Here is a 15597-nt window from a genome sequence, read left to right on the forward strand (position 1 = left end):
CTATGTATTTCGTTCCAGCTTCCCTGCTTCCATCGTATAGTAGATATCGGCGTAGTTCCGTGCTTCGCTCTCGTGCGTGACGAGGAGGACGGCAGTGCCCGCGTCGGCAGTCTCGCGCAGGAGGCTGAGAACGCTCTGCGTATTCTCCTCGTCGAGGTCGCCCGTCGGCTCGTCTGCGAGCAGGATTCCGGGCTGCATCATGAGCGCGCGTGCAATTGTCACGCGGCGCTGCTCCCCGCCCGAGAGTTCCGACGGCGCGACCGCCGCGAGTTTTCGGATGCCGAGGCGTTCCATCAGTTCATCCGCACGCGGGGCAAATTTTTCTGCCTCGCCCGCAAGCAGTGTGGGCAGCAGGATATTCTCGCGCACGCTCAAACTTGCAAGTGACATCAGCCGCTGCGGCACGATGCCGATGTGGCGGCTGCGCAGACGGGTACGTGCATCCTCCCCCACCGCATAGAGGTCCACATCATCCACGAGCACACGCCCTGTCACGGGCTTCATCAGCCCCCCGAGGATATGGAGCAGCGTGCTCTTCCCACTGCCCGAGCGCCCCGTTACCACCGTAAGCGTCCCCGCTGCAAGGCAGAAATCCGTCTCCTGCACCGCTATGAAATAGCCATCCTTTGCACTATAGCGCAAAAAGTCCTGACTGATTTTCTCCGCACGAAGTTCCATCATCCATCCTCCCGCAGCATCTCACTGATTTGCGTATTCGTCACGCGCCCCACCGTCCACGCTGCCGAGAGGATTCCTGACAGGATTGCCACAGCGAGTGTGTTCGCGGCGAGCATTGCAATCGTGCCGACATCCGGCAGGAGATAGGGACGCATCAGCCCCTCCTTCATGAGTCCGGCAAACGGCAGTAGGACAATCGCGCCGATGGCGATGCCTGCCACCCCGCCTGCCGCCGAGGTAATAACCGCCTCCGTCAGCATCAATCGCAGCAAGAAGGAGCGTGTTGCGCCCGCGATGCGCAGGATCAGGAACTCACGCCGCCGCTCCCGCGCAGATAGATGAAATCCGATGCCGAGAACGACAACGGCAATCACCCAAACAAATGCGATCAGGATACCGACTGTTTCGAGAATGCCGCCGAGCCCCGCCTCCACATGATGCACCATCCCGTGCGCCGGCTTTGCCGAGAGTGCGGGATAGCTCTCATTGATGGCAGCCGCGAGCCCATCGGGCGTGAACCCCTCCGCTGTCCGAATCATCACGGCAGAGATGGCATTTTCCGTTGGAATCCCTTGGAAGTAGTCGAAATCGAGCGATGCCGCATTTGCCATCATTGTACGCATCGTTTCCATATTCGTATAGACTGCCGTATCCATCCCCGTCCCCGTTGGACTCAGCCGTCCAACCACGCGGCACGGCGTGTTGTAAAATGTCAGCACACGGTCCGCAGGAACCGATATACCGCTGCCGACAAGGATGTCGCCGAACCCCATCTCCGTAACCTGAATCTCCTGCATCCACGGTCGAATCGTGAAATCCGTTACGGGGTCAAAACCGATCAGCTGCACCGCCACCGAGCAGCACCCCGCATGCGCCGAGGCGAGAAAAAACTGTGGTGTTGCCTGCGCCACCCCCACCATCCCACGCAGATCGTCGAGGTAGTGCTCCTCCATATAGAAATGCGCGGGCACGCCCTGTACGAGCACCCCCTCAAGTGCCTGTGCCTCCGCCGCCTCCTTCGGCAGTACCACGACATCTGCCCCAAGCCGCTGCTGAAAGCGCATGAGCCCCCCTTGAAGTCCGAGCAGCACCTCGGAGCCGCCGAAGATCACGAGCGCGAGAATTGCCACAAGCGCGACAAGCACAGCAGAGCGTGCCGCATTCCTGCGACAGTTGCGCATGGCAAGCAGATATGCGAAGTTCATCCGTTCTCCCCCCGTCGATAGACATAGATGTCCGCAAGCACAAGCATGATGTTCAGCAGGGAGAGCGCGGTCACCGCCGGCTGCATCACCGTATGACAGTGCATCGTCTCCATCATGCAGAGATCGATGAGATGATCCGGCAGAACGAGGGCAAACACGGACAGTGGGAGCATCGCGAGCGCCAGCCCGAGTTTGATCTGTGCGCGTGGAACAACGAGATGCATGAGGGCAATCACAACAAGTACTGCTGCAATCCCAATGAGTGCCTGCCCCGCCCAGTGACACGTCATCCACGAACCGTCGGGGCGCGCCTCACAGGGCGCAAATACCGTCTGTATGCCGACAAAAAAGATAAGATTCAGCACGAGCAGCAGTACGTCCGTGATGCCAAACCTGCGCTTTTCATGATTCATATAACAACAGCTCCTTTATTTATATGTAACTCATTTCGGAATATAGTAACAAAATTTGGAATAATTTTCAATGACAAATATTACATACAAAGAAAAGAGCCGCAGACATCTGCGGCTCTGAATTTACAATGGCAGGGGTAGCTGGACTCGAACCAACGCATGCGGGATTCAGAATCCCGTGCCTTACCAACTTGGCGATACCCCTGTGTCGCTTGCGGCAACATGGAGAATTATAACGGATACCATACTGCTTGTCAAGGGATTTTTTAATAAATCACGCCCGCTTGCGCAGATCCTCCTGTGTTTCCTCCGCCGCTTCCTGTTCGAGCGCAAGCACCGCCTGCACAAGGATCGCACATTCGAGGCGCTTCTTCTGAATCTCACACCCCAGCTCATACGGATGACGGATGTCCCCGTGAAAGAGGTCGGCGTTCGCGTGACAGCCACCGCTGCAGTAGAAGCGCGCCCAGCAGTCACGGCAGAGTGGCTTATTGAGGACATGCGAGTTGCGGAAGTACGTCGGCAGCTCCGTATTCTCCACGCCCGTGAATACCGAGCCGAGGCGATAGTCCTCGCGCCCGACGAACTGGTGGCACGGGTAGAGATCGCCGTTCTCCGCGACGGCGTAGTACTCGTGCCCCGCGCCGCAGCCTGCGAGGCGCTTCGCAACGCACGGTCCGTGATTGAGATCCATGTTGAAGTGGAAGAAGAAGAACCCCTTGCCCGCACGCACACGGCTGAGATACGTCTCGGTCAGATGATCGTACTCGGCAAAGATGCGCGGCAGATCCTCCTCTGTAAAGCCGAGCGGGCTGTCCTTGAGCACGACCGGCTCCATCGAGAGGATGTCGAACCCCGCCTCGTTCATCGCGAGCACATCCTTTGTAAAGTCGAGGTTCTTTCGCGTATACGTCCCGCGCAGATAGTAGTCATTGCCATGACGCGCGTCCACGAGCCTCTTGAAATTTCGCATGACGACATCATACGAGCCGTTGCCGCGCACATCGGGACGCATGGCGTCATGCACCTCGCGCCGCCCGTCCGATGAGAGCACGACGGAGATGTTGTTGTCGTTCAGCCACGCAATATTCTTGTCCGAGAGGAGCATCCCGTTTGTCGTGAGAGTCAGCTTGAACTCCTTGCCCGTCTCCTGCTCGCGCTTTCGCACGTACTCCGTGACATCCTTCACCGTGCGCAGATTCATGAGCGGCTCGCCGCCGAAGAAGTCGATCTCACAGTGCTTGCGCGGTCCGCATCCATTGATGATAAAGTCCACCGCCGCGCGCCCGACCTCCGGACTCATGACGGCACGATGCCCGCCGTAGGCGCCGCCGTCACCGAAGCAATATTTGCAGCGCAGATTGCAGTCCTGCGCCACCATCAGGCACAGCGACTTCACGAGTCCGTGCGATTTGAACGTCGGCGGCACATTGATATCTGGGGCGAAGAGCGCGCCCGCCGTCATCAGTTCGTGAAGTTCCCCCGCCGCCTCGCGCAGCTCCGCCTCAGGATAGCGCCCGGCAAGGCGCGCGATGACCGCTTCGTCGTTCGTCCCGTCGAAGTCATCCATCATATCGTAGATCATCTCATCGATCACATGGACGGCACCGCTGTTGATATCGACGAGAATGTGCATATCGTTCTGCTTGAACTTATGCGTTCGGACGTTCATTTGTTCTCCCCTGTTCCTGAAAAACACACAGAAAAAGCCCCTCTCGCAAACGAGAAGGGCTGTGCCGATTCCCCTACCTTACTTCTTCGCGCAGGGCTGGTTGCCCACCGTGCAGGAAGTCTTGCAGGCGGACTGGCAGGACGCCTGACATTCGCCACAGCCGCCCGTGTAGAGCGTGGATTGCATCGTCGGCTTGTTGACCGTCTTGATGTGCTTCATGACTCATTCCTCCTCAATCGGTCGTTCCTACACAATTCTATCGCATAAATTCCATTTATGCAAGTGATTTTTTGCTCTCCGTCCATTCGCCCTCCACGCGGCTGATATCCGCGCCGAGTGCGACTAATTTCGCCACGAAATCATCATAGCCGCGGTCGATGTGATGGATATAACCGACGCGCGTTTCGCCATGCGCCACGAGCCCCGCGAGCACCATCGCCGCACCTGCACGCAGATCGGTTGCCCTGACAGCTGCGCCCGTGAGCGAACGTCCGCCCTCAACCGTCGCCGTCCGTCCGTCGACGCGGATCTGTGCGCCCATGCGCACGAGTTCATCGACATGCATAAATCGGTTCTCGAACACCGTCTCCGTCACGACACTTGTCCCCTCCGCAACCGCGAGCATTGCCATAAACTGCGCCTGCATATCCGTCGGAAAGCCCGGGTAGGGCATCGTTTTGAGGTCGATTGCCTTCATCTTGCCATCAGCACGCACGCGAACGCCCGCGATATCCTCCTCGATCTGTGCGCCTGCCTCTTGGAGCTTTGCCACGACAGGCTTCAGATGCTCGCTGATCGCATTCTCGATGAAGACATCACCGCCCGTCATCGCTGCTGCGACCATGTACGTCCCCGCCTCAATGCGGTCGGGGATGATCGTATAGTCTGCCGCCATGAGCCCCGGCACTCCGTCGATCTTGATGCGGTTCGTCCCCGCGCCGCGGATGTGCGCGCCCATGACGTTCAGATAGTTTGCGAGATCGACGATCTCCGGTTCGAGCGCAGGATTCTCAAGGATGGTCTGTCCGTCAGCGCAGGACGCCGCCATCATCACATTCTCCGTCGCGCCGACGCTCGGGAAATCGAAATAAATGCTCGCCCCCTTGAGCCCGTGCGGCGCGGAGGCATGAATTGCGCCCTGCGTAATGTCAATCTTTGCACCAAGCGCCTCGAAGCCCTTGAGATGCAAATCGATGGGACGCGTCCCGATCGCACAGCCGCCGGGCAGAGAGATCTCCGCGCGCCCCTCACGCGCGAGCAGTGGCCCCATGATCAGAAAGGAGGCGCGCATCTTGCGTACGAGCTCATAGGGTGCCGCCAGTGTTTCGATGCGCGACGCATCGATCGTCAACCTGTGCTCTGCGGCGGAGTAGTCCGCCTGCACGCCGAGGGAGCGCAGCACCGAGGAGATCGTATAGACATCCTCGAGCGCCGGCACATCGTCCAGCACGCTCACGCCGCGACTGCCGAGGAGCGCCGCCGCAATAATCGGCAGCACCGCATTCTTTGCACCGCCGATCTTCACACGTCCGCGCAGGGCATTTCCTCCATGAATGACCAGTTGTTCCATTCGCCGTTCCCCTCCCTGCGGTCAGCTCATTCCTCTACCTTGAGCATCGCGTGTATCACATTCTCAATCACGTACGGCGCGAAGAATTTCTCCTTCTCGTCTTTCATCTTGGAATCCGCGAGCAGTGTCACACGCTTCTCCGGCTCCGCCTTTGCTGCACGCGCCGACGCTTTTGCCGCCGCCTTCATGCGCTTTTTCATCTCCTTCTCGGAGGTCGGTGCGGGCGCTGCACCCGGCGCAATGATGATCTCATTGTTCTGCCCCTGCTCCGCAAGCTCACGGAGCCGGTCGCCCGTTGATTTGAACTTCTCCTCATCGTCCGGCACCTCAAGCCCCGCCTGTGCGAGCAGCATCAGCGGATTCACGGGTACAAATCCGCCCCCACGAATATCGAGGTTCAGCGTCCCCGCAGGCTGTGTCTTTGGCACCCGATAGGGAATCGAAAGCGTTTCCTCCGCCTTGCGGTAGGGACGGATCTTCGTTTGGAACGTCACCGTATCACCCGGCTTTACCGTCATCTTATCCGGCGTCGCCGAAACGAGCAGCGCCGTCTGCCGCTCGCCGTTCAGCTCCACATCCACATCGACATCGATGACATCGGACTCCTGCTCCGCATTCGTCACGATCAGGTTCATCGCCTGCAGCAGCTCGGTCACGGCAACCTGCCCGACATCCGCTGCACTATAGTACATATTACGGCGCTCGAAAAGACCGCCGTCGTAGGCATTCGTACGAATGGCAAAGCGAATGCGCGCCGTGCTGCTGCCGAGCGCATCCGAAACACGGCTCATCGCCGCATAGGCAACGCTGCCCGAGAGAATCGGCAGGAAGTCCTCATCATAGGCAATCTGTGCGCCGAACGTCTCCTCCGTCCCGAGCGTATTGTCCTTCACATGGATCTGCATAGGCACCGACGTCGGGAATGTCCCAAGGACGCCTGCAATCCCCGTCTCACGATCCTGATTGACGCGCCCGATCACGCTGCCGATATTTGCAATCTTCACACCGTTGCTCTGCCCTGCGATCGTCCCGATGACATCCGCATCCGTCATGAAGTAGTTGACATTTCCCTTGTGCATGAAGGAATGCCCGAACGCCACGACCTTCTTGCCGTCGACTGCCGTCACCGTGCCCGTCGCACCGATGCTGAAATCACCATAGACAAGCGCCACACCGACGGGCTGTCCGCCCGCAAGGGTGGCATCATAGCGCGTATGGATCTGCGTATTTGCGCCGGAACCGCCGAGCGGAAGCAGGGAAACGCCGTTCATTGGCATCTTGTCCTGCAGGTAGCGGAGTCCCGCCGCATTGAACCCGCGCGTGAAGAAATACGCCTTCTCCTCGGCAGTACTTGTATGTGCATCTGCCTTGTCCGAGGACGCCTCGTCATGCGTTGCCTCAGACTCGGCCTCTGTATTTTTCTCTGTCGGCTGATCTCCCTCAGCCTCCGTCTTTTCACCGTTCAGAGCCGCGATCATATCGCGCCACTCCGCCTCGCGCTCCTCCTGCGACATCTTTGCAAACGCCTTCTCGCGCTCGCGCAGACGGCGCTTCTCGTCTGCCTTCTTACGCTCCTCGATCTCCTTCACGATATCGACCGTATCAATACTCGTCTGATTCTTCGTGTCCGGCATCGACCAGAGCGGTGTCATATCCTCGATCGGCGTGATGAAGAACGTGTAGGGACTGAGATCCTTCAGCCCCGCTGCGAGCGCACCGACAAGACGGTCGCCCACATAGATCGGACTTCCGCTCATCCCTTGGAGTACTCCACCGACATGCTCGATAAATTCGCCGCTCGTCCGCGCCATAATCATACGCTGAGAGCCCTTTCCTCCCTCCATCGCACCAAGGATTTCAACAGGAAAAGAACGAATCTCTCCCGAGGTGTCGAGCACCGTATATGCCGTCCCTTGCATGCCCGCCGTGACCTCGCTGTACGGAAGAATCGGCGGCATCGCATGGATTACCGGCGTATGAAAATTTATTGCCAACGCAAAAAGAGACGCCGCTGCAAGGCGTTTCAAAGTATATCGCAAAATGTCACCTCAAAAAAAATGCTACAATAGAGTTTATCCGCTCTATTGTAGCACATACCAAAGGATTACGCTAGGGGAACACTGATAAATTCAGCACCGCCATCTTAGCACATCTTTTTTGTCCGCTTTTCGTTAGCAAATCCTCCACATAGCTTTGGCTATGCGTCCGGTTTGCTGCCTCAATCGGACGAAAAATCTGCGCCAATCTGAGGGTCTATTTTATCAGTGTTTCCCTAGTTTTTTCACACAGGGGCGTCTCCAACCGCCGCATTGTATTCCTTCGTCCACTTGTACCCGAGATACGCGCCGACAATGGCAACAATGCCCCCCAGTTCCGCAATACCGGTCAACCCCGTACCCCAGCTGATGAACCCGAGAGCAAGGACCGCGATCACACCTTTCTTGGTAAATCCTGTACTATAAAATAAACCAAGTATAAAAAATCCAAGGACTGCCCCAAGGACAGGGCTTTTCTTACTCATACAAAAACCTCCCAATAATAGATAAGTCTCATTTACCCGGCCCAACCGAGCCCGGGGAAAGACCAGCGCTCGCCCGAGAGTGCCTTGACCACGGCATAGACCGCGCCGAGGCACCAAGGGATCCCGACGACAAAACACAGCCCAATAGCGATATTGCTATCGTCGAGTACTACCCCGAGCACGCACGCAAGAGTAAAGAGGACGAAGACAACGCACTGCGAGAGAAACGCCTGCTTTGCATGATGCGCGACAAACACGCTCCGATTTCGCAGAACGATCCAGAATGCAAGGGGGAGAAGGAGAAAGCCAATACCGCCAACAAAGTACGCCCCCTGCACGACTGCGGCAAGAATGCGCTCTGTCTGCGTCGGAACAGCATCCGCAGTACCAACCGCAAGATCGCCGGGCACACCGCCCTCTGCATAAAATTCTGCCATAAATTTCCTCCTTCCTCCGTATTTCTCAGTGCTTTTCTCACTCGACCGAGGTCATAATATCGCCATTTTCGATTTCAAAGACGGCAATATTCGAGAGCGCACTTTCGCCCGCCGGTGCAACGAACTCGAAGAGATAGCCATATGTTCCGTCGCCGACCTCCTCATCCCGCACCTCGGGATGGCTGCCAAGACGGAATGTATCAACATCCACGGCTGTAAAGTCCTCATCATCGCCCGAGATACTCATTGCATAGTGAATCGTCGTCACCATATCCCCGGGCTTCAGCCGGATGAGATTTCGGTCACTCATGCCGTTCGGCTCGAGCCCCCGACGCGCGCCCAAAATACGGTATTTCTCATCCGTATAGCTGTACGCGACCTGCAGATTGCACTCCATGCCGTTCAACTTGATCGGGATGGAGTAGAGATTGTAGTCGTCCCCCTCCTCCACGATCTCGATGTAGACAGGATGCCCGTCCAGCATCGGCCACGTACCGTCAAAATTGTCCTTGAAAATGCCGTGCTCCCAATCCGCATCGACATTCGTATCACTTCCGAGGTAGAGAACGACCCCCTCTTTCTCACCGATGTAGAGCAGGTTGCAGCGCACCGACGACAGCATGTCCATTTCATTTGCACTGAGCCGCACAAAAGCGTTGCCGTCACGGTCAACATCGACCGCGCGATCCTCAAGCGCAGCGGTATTGAAGATCTGCCGACGCCCCGTCGGTACCGCCGCCGGCACATTGACAGGTCCCGTGTTGCTCTGCCCCGCGAGCACCTCCTCTGCCTCATCGGGCAGCTCCCCATAAAGCATGGTGTAGAGCAGACATTTCTGCTCCATCAGTGCCGCGTCCTGATCGACGTACACCAAGAATCCGTCCTCATCGCCATCATAGGAGTAGTAGGAGGAGATGCCGCCGCCACGGCGACGGTAGTCGCCATGCACCTTGTAGATACACGCATCCTCCACCGCTCGGACAAGGGCGGCGGCACTTGGGAACTCCCGCGCGGTCTCCTGTGCCAGCCCCGCCAGATCGACCATGTTCGCATAGCCCATCTCGCGCGTATTGCCACCGTAGTTCTCCGCACGCTGCGCCGCACGGTCAAGTGCCGCAAAGAACGCCGGAGACAGATTCGCCGCACGGGCAAGCACATCGCGGCTGTAAGCCTCGTATGCGGATGTGAGTGCGGGCAGACGCTCAAGATCGATCACGGAGAGCGTTGCCTCCTCCTCCGTATCCTCCTCCCTGCAGCCCGCAAGATAGCTGTCGCAGATCACCTCGCCCAGCCGTGCGCCGCCCATAGCGGGATTGTCGCCGAGTGCCTCGATCCACGCATCATAGTTCCATCCGTTGCCCGGCTCCATCTCCTCCGAGGCGACCATGTAGCGGGCAAAACCTTCGAGTGTCGCCGCCGTCTCATAGCTTGCCATCAGACAGGCATCAAATCCGACAAGTTCGTAGGGCGGCTCTGCGGGGTGCTCCCCATAGACAGCAGAGAATGCCTGCCGCAAGTCGTTGAGACGCAGCATATTCTCCGTGCGCTCATCACAGCAGACCCCCGCAGCGCTCCCGCCGCCATGATCCCAGAAAACAAAGACACGGTGGTCGGCAGGATAGTTTTCCTCGCCATAACGCAGAAAATCTGTGAGCGTCTTGGCGCGCCCCATGTCGGCATCCGGCAAGTGCTTCAGTTCATGCAGACCATCCGCATCATAGAGATAGAGATTCAGCGGATGTTCAAACGCATCGTTCTGCCACTCCTGCGTGCCGCCCGCAAGGATCAGCACACGCACGTTGGGGGGCAGATCCGTTTCCATCATCTCCTCAATATCCGCACTCGCCGCGCCATGCTCCGACTCGAGATCCGAGCCGCAGATATACCACGATACAAGCCATGTATCGTCCTTGCTGTAGGCATCGGGAAACTGTGAATATGTCTTCGTTACGCCCTCATCCGTGCATCCCGAAAGAATGAGTGTAAAAAACAGCACTCCCAGGACAGAACGCAGCACACGGATGACATTCAACATGATTCATGCTCCCTTCCTGCAGCAATGTTCCCCTTACTCCCCGTCGAGGAACTTGCGGATTGCCTGCGGATCCTTCGGTGCCCAGTGGAGCGTCTTGCCGTCATCACTCTTGACGAGTTCGCAGGTCACATCCAGCGTTTTCTCGCTGTCATACGGCATATCATCGATAACCCCTTTCAACGACTCCACCGCGCCCTGCTGATAGGTCGGATCCGTGCGCACGTCCACGCCCTGCTGCTGCGCCAGACCGATGTAGACGCCCATCGCGACAAGATCCTGATTCGCATCCATCTGCCTCTTCGCACCCGCCGTGTCGATCGGCGTCGCCGTCAACTCGACCACGGGATTTTTGGCATCGTCCTTCTTGACCTTTGCCTTGAGTTCCATGTTCGCCTTGCGATCCGCGATGTAGTAGTCTGTAATCTCCATCGCATTGTCCTTGGAAAGCATGAAGCTCTGGAACATCTGATCCGACTCCGTCAGGAGCGCCTGCGTGATCTGCTCCTTCTGCGCATTCGTCATCCCGGTCGCGGCAAGCTTGTCCGTATCGGCATACGCATACAGCTCGGCGTAGGCGAGCACCGCCTTGTCCGCCGACTCCTTCGGCTTGTCGTCACCGCATCCCGCAGTGAGCAGAATCGCGAGAATTGCGATCATCGGAAGGAGTATTTTCTTTGCCAACATAAATGTTCTCATAACCCTACTTCTCCTTTGCAACAGAGCAATTATTCGGAAAAAGTCACGGTCATTTCTGACCGGATGCATCTTCGACTTTTTCCTTGCTCTAATTATTGCAAAAAAATAAACTTTCTGCAACGAAGTTGCAGAAAGTGATATATTCTTACATGAAAGTGATAGATTCTTATCGAAAAACGTCTTGTTTTTAACGCTAATTGAAGAATTTTAGGATGTTTGACCTACTTACTTATTCAGCAAATACTGCATATACGAAGTCCGCACGCTGCTCCGCCGCCGTTGACTGATCGGCACCTCCGCCCCATTTATAAGAACAAACGCTTCCTTGTCCATGCGTTCGATCGTGTCCATATTCACCAAAACGCGGTGATAGCACTCAAGAAACCGCGGATCATGACCGAGCTGTTCCACCACCCACTCGTATGTATAGGGGCGCGTAAGGCAGAGCTCCTGCTTTGCGAGTGCGATGTGTAGCCGACCGCCCGCAAGATCGACATAATGAATCTTATTCAAGAGGATTTCAAGCGGCTTCCCATTGTAGTGAACCTTGAGCACATGCGTCGCCTTCGCACGGCGTTCAAACACGCGATCAAGAGCTGCACGAAACGCCTCCTCGTCCATGCCCACAGGCTTTAGGAAATAACCGTCGGCAAAGACACGGTAGCCCTCCATCAGGTATTCCTCGCTGCTCGTGAGAAAAATAATACCGACATCGCTGTTCCTCTCGCGAATGCGTCGCGCCGCTTCCATCCCGCCAATGCCGGGCATACGGATATCAAGGAGGAGAAGATCATAGGTTCGTTGTTCAAACGCCTCTAAAACAGCTTCAGCATTGTCGAAGAGCGTCACCTCCATCTGTGTCGCCTTCTCTGCCCAATACTTCTCCAGAATATGGATGAGATAGTCGCGTACCGCCGCGCACACCTCCGGTTCATCGTCCACAATGGCAATCAGCACAGCAGTCCTCCTTTTCATCATAGCAAGTTGCATAGATTTGACGAATCTTATATCACATCGTATAATACCACAAAATAATGTGAATGAAAACAGGGGTGGTTTCTTATGATTGAGTATAATTTTACGATTGTTGTCACGACCTTTCTGTTTACAATGACGATGCTGCCATCCGTCTATCTGCGCTACCTCCCATTCCGCACTGTCCTGGGCGACGAAGTACGGAAAACTCTGCTGCATGGGTATGCGACCATCTTTTTCTGTGAGAATGCCCTGATTCTATTGCTCATCTTTTCAAACATTCTTTCATACACCTTGGAAACCTACAAGCACATCTATTTCTTTGCCGGTTATGCACCATACTTCGCCCTCAACCTCATTCTCATCCGCCCCTATTTGGCGCAGCATGCGTTTATCCTCGGTATCCAGCAGATCCTTGCCACCACAATCGCCACATGCGCCGCCATCCTGACACTCCTCTTTGTCAGCGTTGACCATTTTTTTGATTATGTTTATCTATTCTTTCTGATCTATCTCGCCCTCTATCTTTTGACCTTCCCTCTCGTTCTGCCCTTCTTCCGTCAGATCTTCCTGCGCTTTTCCTCCATCAGCACGGAGCGGTTCTGGCTCTATATTGCCCCGCTGCCCTTCCTCGTGTTCTTTCATGAGATCTTCCATTCGGTCGGAGATAAGGTGCTCGTGCTCGACTTCTTTATCTCGCGCCTGATCCTCGCCGGTGCCGCCATCTTCATTGCACTGGTCGCATGGCGCGGACTCGAACACATCCTCCAACAGGCAGCGACGACCGAACGCAGCCTTACTCTCCTGCGCCGTATGAACTCCTTCAGAGCCTATACGCGTTCCCTGCAGGACAAGCAGGCACGCCTCGCCATCGTTCGCCATGATCTCCGCCACAACGCCAAAATGCTTGCCGATCTCATCGCACGCGGCGAGGACGAGGCGGCAATCAAGCTCATCCAAAGTCTCAACTATCAGATCGACGCAACAAGCGTCGAACACTTTGCGGAGAACTCAATGGTCGATTCCGCCCTCGCTGTCTACGTGCAGCAGGCGCGTGAAAAAAACATCCCCATCGAGGTAAAGATTGACACCCCCTCCACATTCGCCGCAGAGGTCGACTTCGCCCTCCTTCTCTCCAACCTGCTTGAGAATGCCATACAGGCGGAGGAACGCGAGGCAGAGGCTGCGCGTGACATCCGTGTCCGTGCACGCACAGCGGGGGACAGCATCTTCCTCTCCATCGAGAACCGCTGCTCCAGCCCCCTCAAACTCTCTCCGAAAGGGCTCCCGACACGCAGAATTGACGCCGGACATGGATACGGAACACGCTCCGTTGAGATCTTTGCGGAGAAATACGGTGCTGAATTCTTCACCGAGCATACGGACGGATACTTCCGCTTTTTCATGCAGCTTCCACTCGGTCAAGATTTCAAGAATCAATCCTAAAACATATCACTTTCATGTATGATTTCGTCACTTTTCCAAATCCTATTGCAATGTTTCTGCTTTTTTGCAATAATGATCCCGAAAGGCGATCACGGTCATTTACAAAGGAGAGATCATCATGAAAAAATGGTACAAGGCATTTGCAGTCATGGGCGCATGCGCATTCATGCTGGGCACGATGAGCGTTGCCTCGGCAGATGAATACGAAGGCTATGACGAGGACGGCAACTACGTCTATGCTGAGGTAGACGATGACGGCAACGTCGCTGTTGCAGTCGTGGACGAGGACGGCAACTATGCGGTTCATGTAGAGGATGCGGATGGCAACTACTACCAGGAATGGACCGAGTAATACTAAGCCACCAGCCCAAAAAGGCAGCGGTACGACGATTTCGTACTGCTGCCTTTTTTATTTATGCGTATACTTCACGTCTCGCCGAGCGAATGCTCCAACTCCTCCAGCGTCTGCTGCTTGCTCTCGCGCCCGAGGAGGATCACCGAGCCCGAGATCAGCGCGAAGACCGCCGCGAACATCATAAAGATACCACTCATCGGGAACGCATTTGCGAGCATCACGCCCACAAGCATCGGGGCGATCATGCCGCCGATGCGTCCAAAACCTGCCGCCCAGCCGCTGCCAAGCGCGCGCATCGACGTCGGATACTGCTCCGGCGTATAGGTGTAGATCACACCCCATGCACCGAGGTTGAAGAAACTCATCGCCGCCCCCCAGATGAGGAGCGTTGTCACCTCGCCCGCATTGCCGAAGAAATAGCTGCACACACCGCTCATGAGGAGGAACAGTCCGAGCGTATACCGCCGCCCAATCACATCCACCAGATATGCCGCCGCATAGTAGCCCGGCAGCTGCGCGAGCGTCATAATAAGCACATACTCAAACGTCTTCACGATCTCAAACCCCTGCGCGTAAACAATCGAGGGCAGCCACATGAAGATGCCATAGTAGCTGAACACAATGCCAAACCACGCCAGCCAGAGCATCGTCGTGCGGCGGCGCATCCCTTTCGCCCAGAGCGTTGCAAAGCCCGGTGTTTCCACACGCTCCGCCTCAACCCTGCCCGGTGCGAGCTGATCGAGGAACGGACGCTCCGGCATCTTCAGCTGACGCTCGATGTCACGGATAATCGCCTTCGCCTCATCCACACGCCCCTTTGAGAGCAGATAGCGAATCGACTCCGGCATGTGCAGGCGCAGGAGGAACACATAGAGCGCAGGCAGCGCACCGATGAGAAATGCCGCCTGCCAGCCAAGCGCAGGAATCAGAAGATAGGCAATGCACGCCGCTGCAAGCCAGCCCAGTCCCCAAAAACTCTCAAGGAGAACAATGAAGCGACCGCGCAGGCGTGCGGGGGCATACTCACTCATCAGTGTCGCCGCCACAGGCAGCTCCCCTCCCAGACCAAAGCCCACGAGGAAGCGGAACACAAGCAGCGACTCATAGTTCCACGCCACGGCACACAGTCCCGTCGATATGCTGTAGAGGAGAACCGTGATCGTAAACACCTGCTTGCGCCCGATGCGGTCTGCAATCGTCCCCGCGAGCACCGCACCAAGAGCCATCCCAATCAGCCCAATCGAGCCAATCCACCCCGCCTGTGCGGGCGTAAGCCCCCACTCGCGCGCGAGCACCGGCAGAACGAATGCGATCAGCCCCGTGTCCATCGCATCAAACAGCCAGCCAAGCCCCGTCACAGCAAGCAGCTTGTACTGGAATCTGCCCAACGGCAGATTCTCCAACCGATCCAAAATCATGAAACAACCTCCTTCATGGCGTGCGGTCATATGTATCGCCGCCCCATCAGAGAAAGAACGAAACAGGCTCTATTATAGTCACGCTATAATGAAAATGCAAGAAGGAGGATCACATCTGAGTGTCTTTTCATAGTTCAGTGCATAAAAAAAAGCCCGTGAAAGATCACGAGCTTATC

16 protein-coding genes and 1 tRNA gene are annotated in these 15597 nt (G+C 56.4%); 2 read left to right on the forward strand and 15 right to left on the reverse strand.

Translation table 11 applies throughout. The features are described from left to right. The 14 genes from HMPREF9081_RS12195 to HMPREF9081_RS12250 form a co-directional block, all read right to left on the reverse strand. Window positions 1–681, reverse strand: coding sequence for an ABC transporter ATP-binding protein (locus HMPREF9081_RS12195; protein ID WP_006307716.1), 681 nt, complete (start codon window positions 679–681; stop codon window positions 1–3). Further along, entirely contained in the window at window positions 678–1883 is a 1206-nt protein-coding gene (locus HMPREF9081_RS12200; protein ID WP_006307717.1) for an ABC transporter permease, read from the reverse strand. Before HMPREF9081_RS12200 ends, HMPREF9081_RS12195 begins: the two co-directional genes overlap by 4 nt. After that, on the reverse strand, window positions 1880–2296 hold the full coding sequence (locus tag HMPREF9081_RS12205; protein ID WP_006307718.1) for a DUF4418 family protein: 417 nt from the start codon (window positions 2294–2296) through the stop codon (window positions 1880–1882). Before HMPREF9081_RS12205 ends, HMPREF9081_RS12200 begins: the two co-directional genes overlap by 4 nt. Before the next feature lie 129 nt (window positions 2297–2425). Further along, a tRNA-Gln gene (locus HMPREF9081_RS12210) sits at window positions 2426–2501 on the reverse strand. Window positions 2502–2570: 69 nt separating this feature from the next. After that, window positions 2571–3968, reverse strand: a complete 1398-nt coding sequence (gene scfB / locus HMPREF9081_RS12215; protein WP_006307719.1) for a thioether cross-link-forming SCIFF peptide maturase — start codon at window positions 3966–3968, stop codon at window positions 2571–2573. A gap of 78 nt (window positions 3969–4046) precedes the next feature. Further along, entirely contained in the window at window positions 4047–4187 is a 141-nt protein-coding gene (gene scfA, locus HMPREF9081_RS13495; RefSeq protein WP_006307720.1) for a six-cysteine ranthipeptide SCIFF, read from the reverse strand. Between the two features lie 55 nt (window positions 4188–4242). Beyond that, window positions 4243–5538, reverse strand: a complete 1296-nt coding sequence (gene murA, locus HMPREF9081_RS12220; RefSeq protein ID WP_006307721.1) for a UDP-N-acetylglucosamine 1-carboxyvinyltransferase — start codon at window positions 5536–5538, stop codon at window positions 4243–4245. A gap of 26 nt (window positions 5539–5564) precedes the next feature. Beyond that, the gene (locus HMPREF9081_RS12225) at window positions 5565–7496 is read right to left on the reverse strand and encodes a SpoIVB peptidase S55 domain-containing protein (protein WP_006307722.1); all 1932 of its coding nucleotides are present in this window, start codon (window positions 7494–7496) and stop codon (window positions 5565–5567) included. 151 nt (window positions 7497–7647) lie between these two features. After that, the gene (locus HMPREF9081_RS14655; protein ID WP_006307723.1) at window positions 7648–7782 is read right to left on the reverse strand and encodes a hypothetical protein; all 135 of its coding nucleotides are present in this window, start codon (window positions 7780–7782) and stop codon (window positions 7648–7650) included. Between the two features lie 37 nt (window positions 7783–7819). Next, complete coding sequence (locus HMPREF9081_RS12230; protein WP_006307724.1) at window positions 7820–8059, reverse strand: hypothetical protein; 240 nt, start codon at window positions 8057–8059, stop codon at window positions 7820–7822. Between the two features lie 32 nt (window positions 8060–8091). Then, entirely contained in the window at window positions 8092–8496 is a 405-nt protein-coding gene (locus HMPREF9081_RS12235) for a DUF4870 domain-containing protein (protein WP_006307725.1), read from the reverse strand. Between the two features lie 37 nt (window positions 8497–8533). Next, window positions 8534–10531, reverse strand: a complete 1998-nt coding sequence (locus HMPREF9081_RS12240) for a clostripain-related cysteine peptidase (protein WP_006307726.1) — start codon at window positions 10529–10531, stop codon at window positions 8534–8536. A 33-nt stretch (window positions 10532–10564) separates the two neighbouring features. Continuing rightward, window positions 10565–11227, reverse strand: a complete 663-nt coding sequence (locus tag HMPREF9081_RS12245; protein WP_040395253.1) for a hypothetical protein — start codon at window positions 11225–11227, stop codon at window positions 10565–10567. Between the two features lie 225 nt (window positions 11228–11452). Next, window positions 11453–12184 carry a LytR/AlgR family response regulator transcription factor gene (locus tag HMPREF9081_RS12250; protein ID WP_040395256.1) on the reverse strand — a complete coding sequence of 244 codons (732 nt, stop codon included), beginning with the start codon at window positions 12182–12184 and terminating at the stop codon, window positions 11453–11455. Between the two features lie 105 nt (window positions 12185–12289). Here HMPREF9081_RS12250 and HMPREF9081_RS12255 point away from each other — a divergent pair, with 105 nt between their 5' ends. After that, a complete protein-coding gene (locus tag HMPREF9081_RS12255; protein WP_006307729.1) occupies window positions 12290–13648 on the forward strand; it encodes a GHKL domain-containing protein in 1359 nt (452 codons plus the stop codon). Window positions 13649–13766: 118 nt separating this feature from the next. Beyond that, window positions 13767–14000 (forward strand): hypothetical protein, encoded by a 234-nt coding sequence (locus tag HMPREF9081_RS12260; RefSeq protein WP_006307730.1) that lies wholly within the window; start codon window positions 13767–13769, stop codon window positions 13998–14000. Between the two features lie 74 nt (window positions 14001–14074). On the opposite strand, the gene HMPREF9081_RS12265 is transcribed toward HMPREF9081_RS12260, so the two are convergent. Next, the gene (locus HMPREF9081_RS12265) at window positions 14075–15421 is read right to left on the reverse strand and encodes an MFS transporter (protein WP_006307731.1); all 1347 of its coding nucleotides are present in this window, start codon (window positions 15419–15421) and stop codon (window positions 14075–14077) included. Window positions 15422–15597 lie beyond the last annotated feature (176 nt).

The organism is Centipeda periodontii DSM 2778, assembly GCF_000213975.1.
GTDB lineage: Bacteria > Bacillota > Negativicutes > Selenomonadales > Selenomonadaceae > Centipeda > Centipeda periodontii.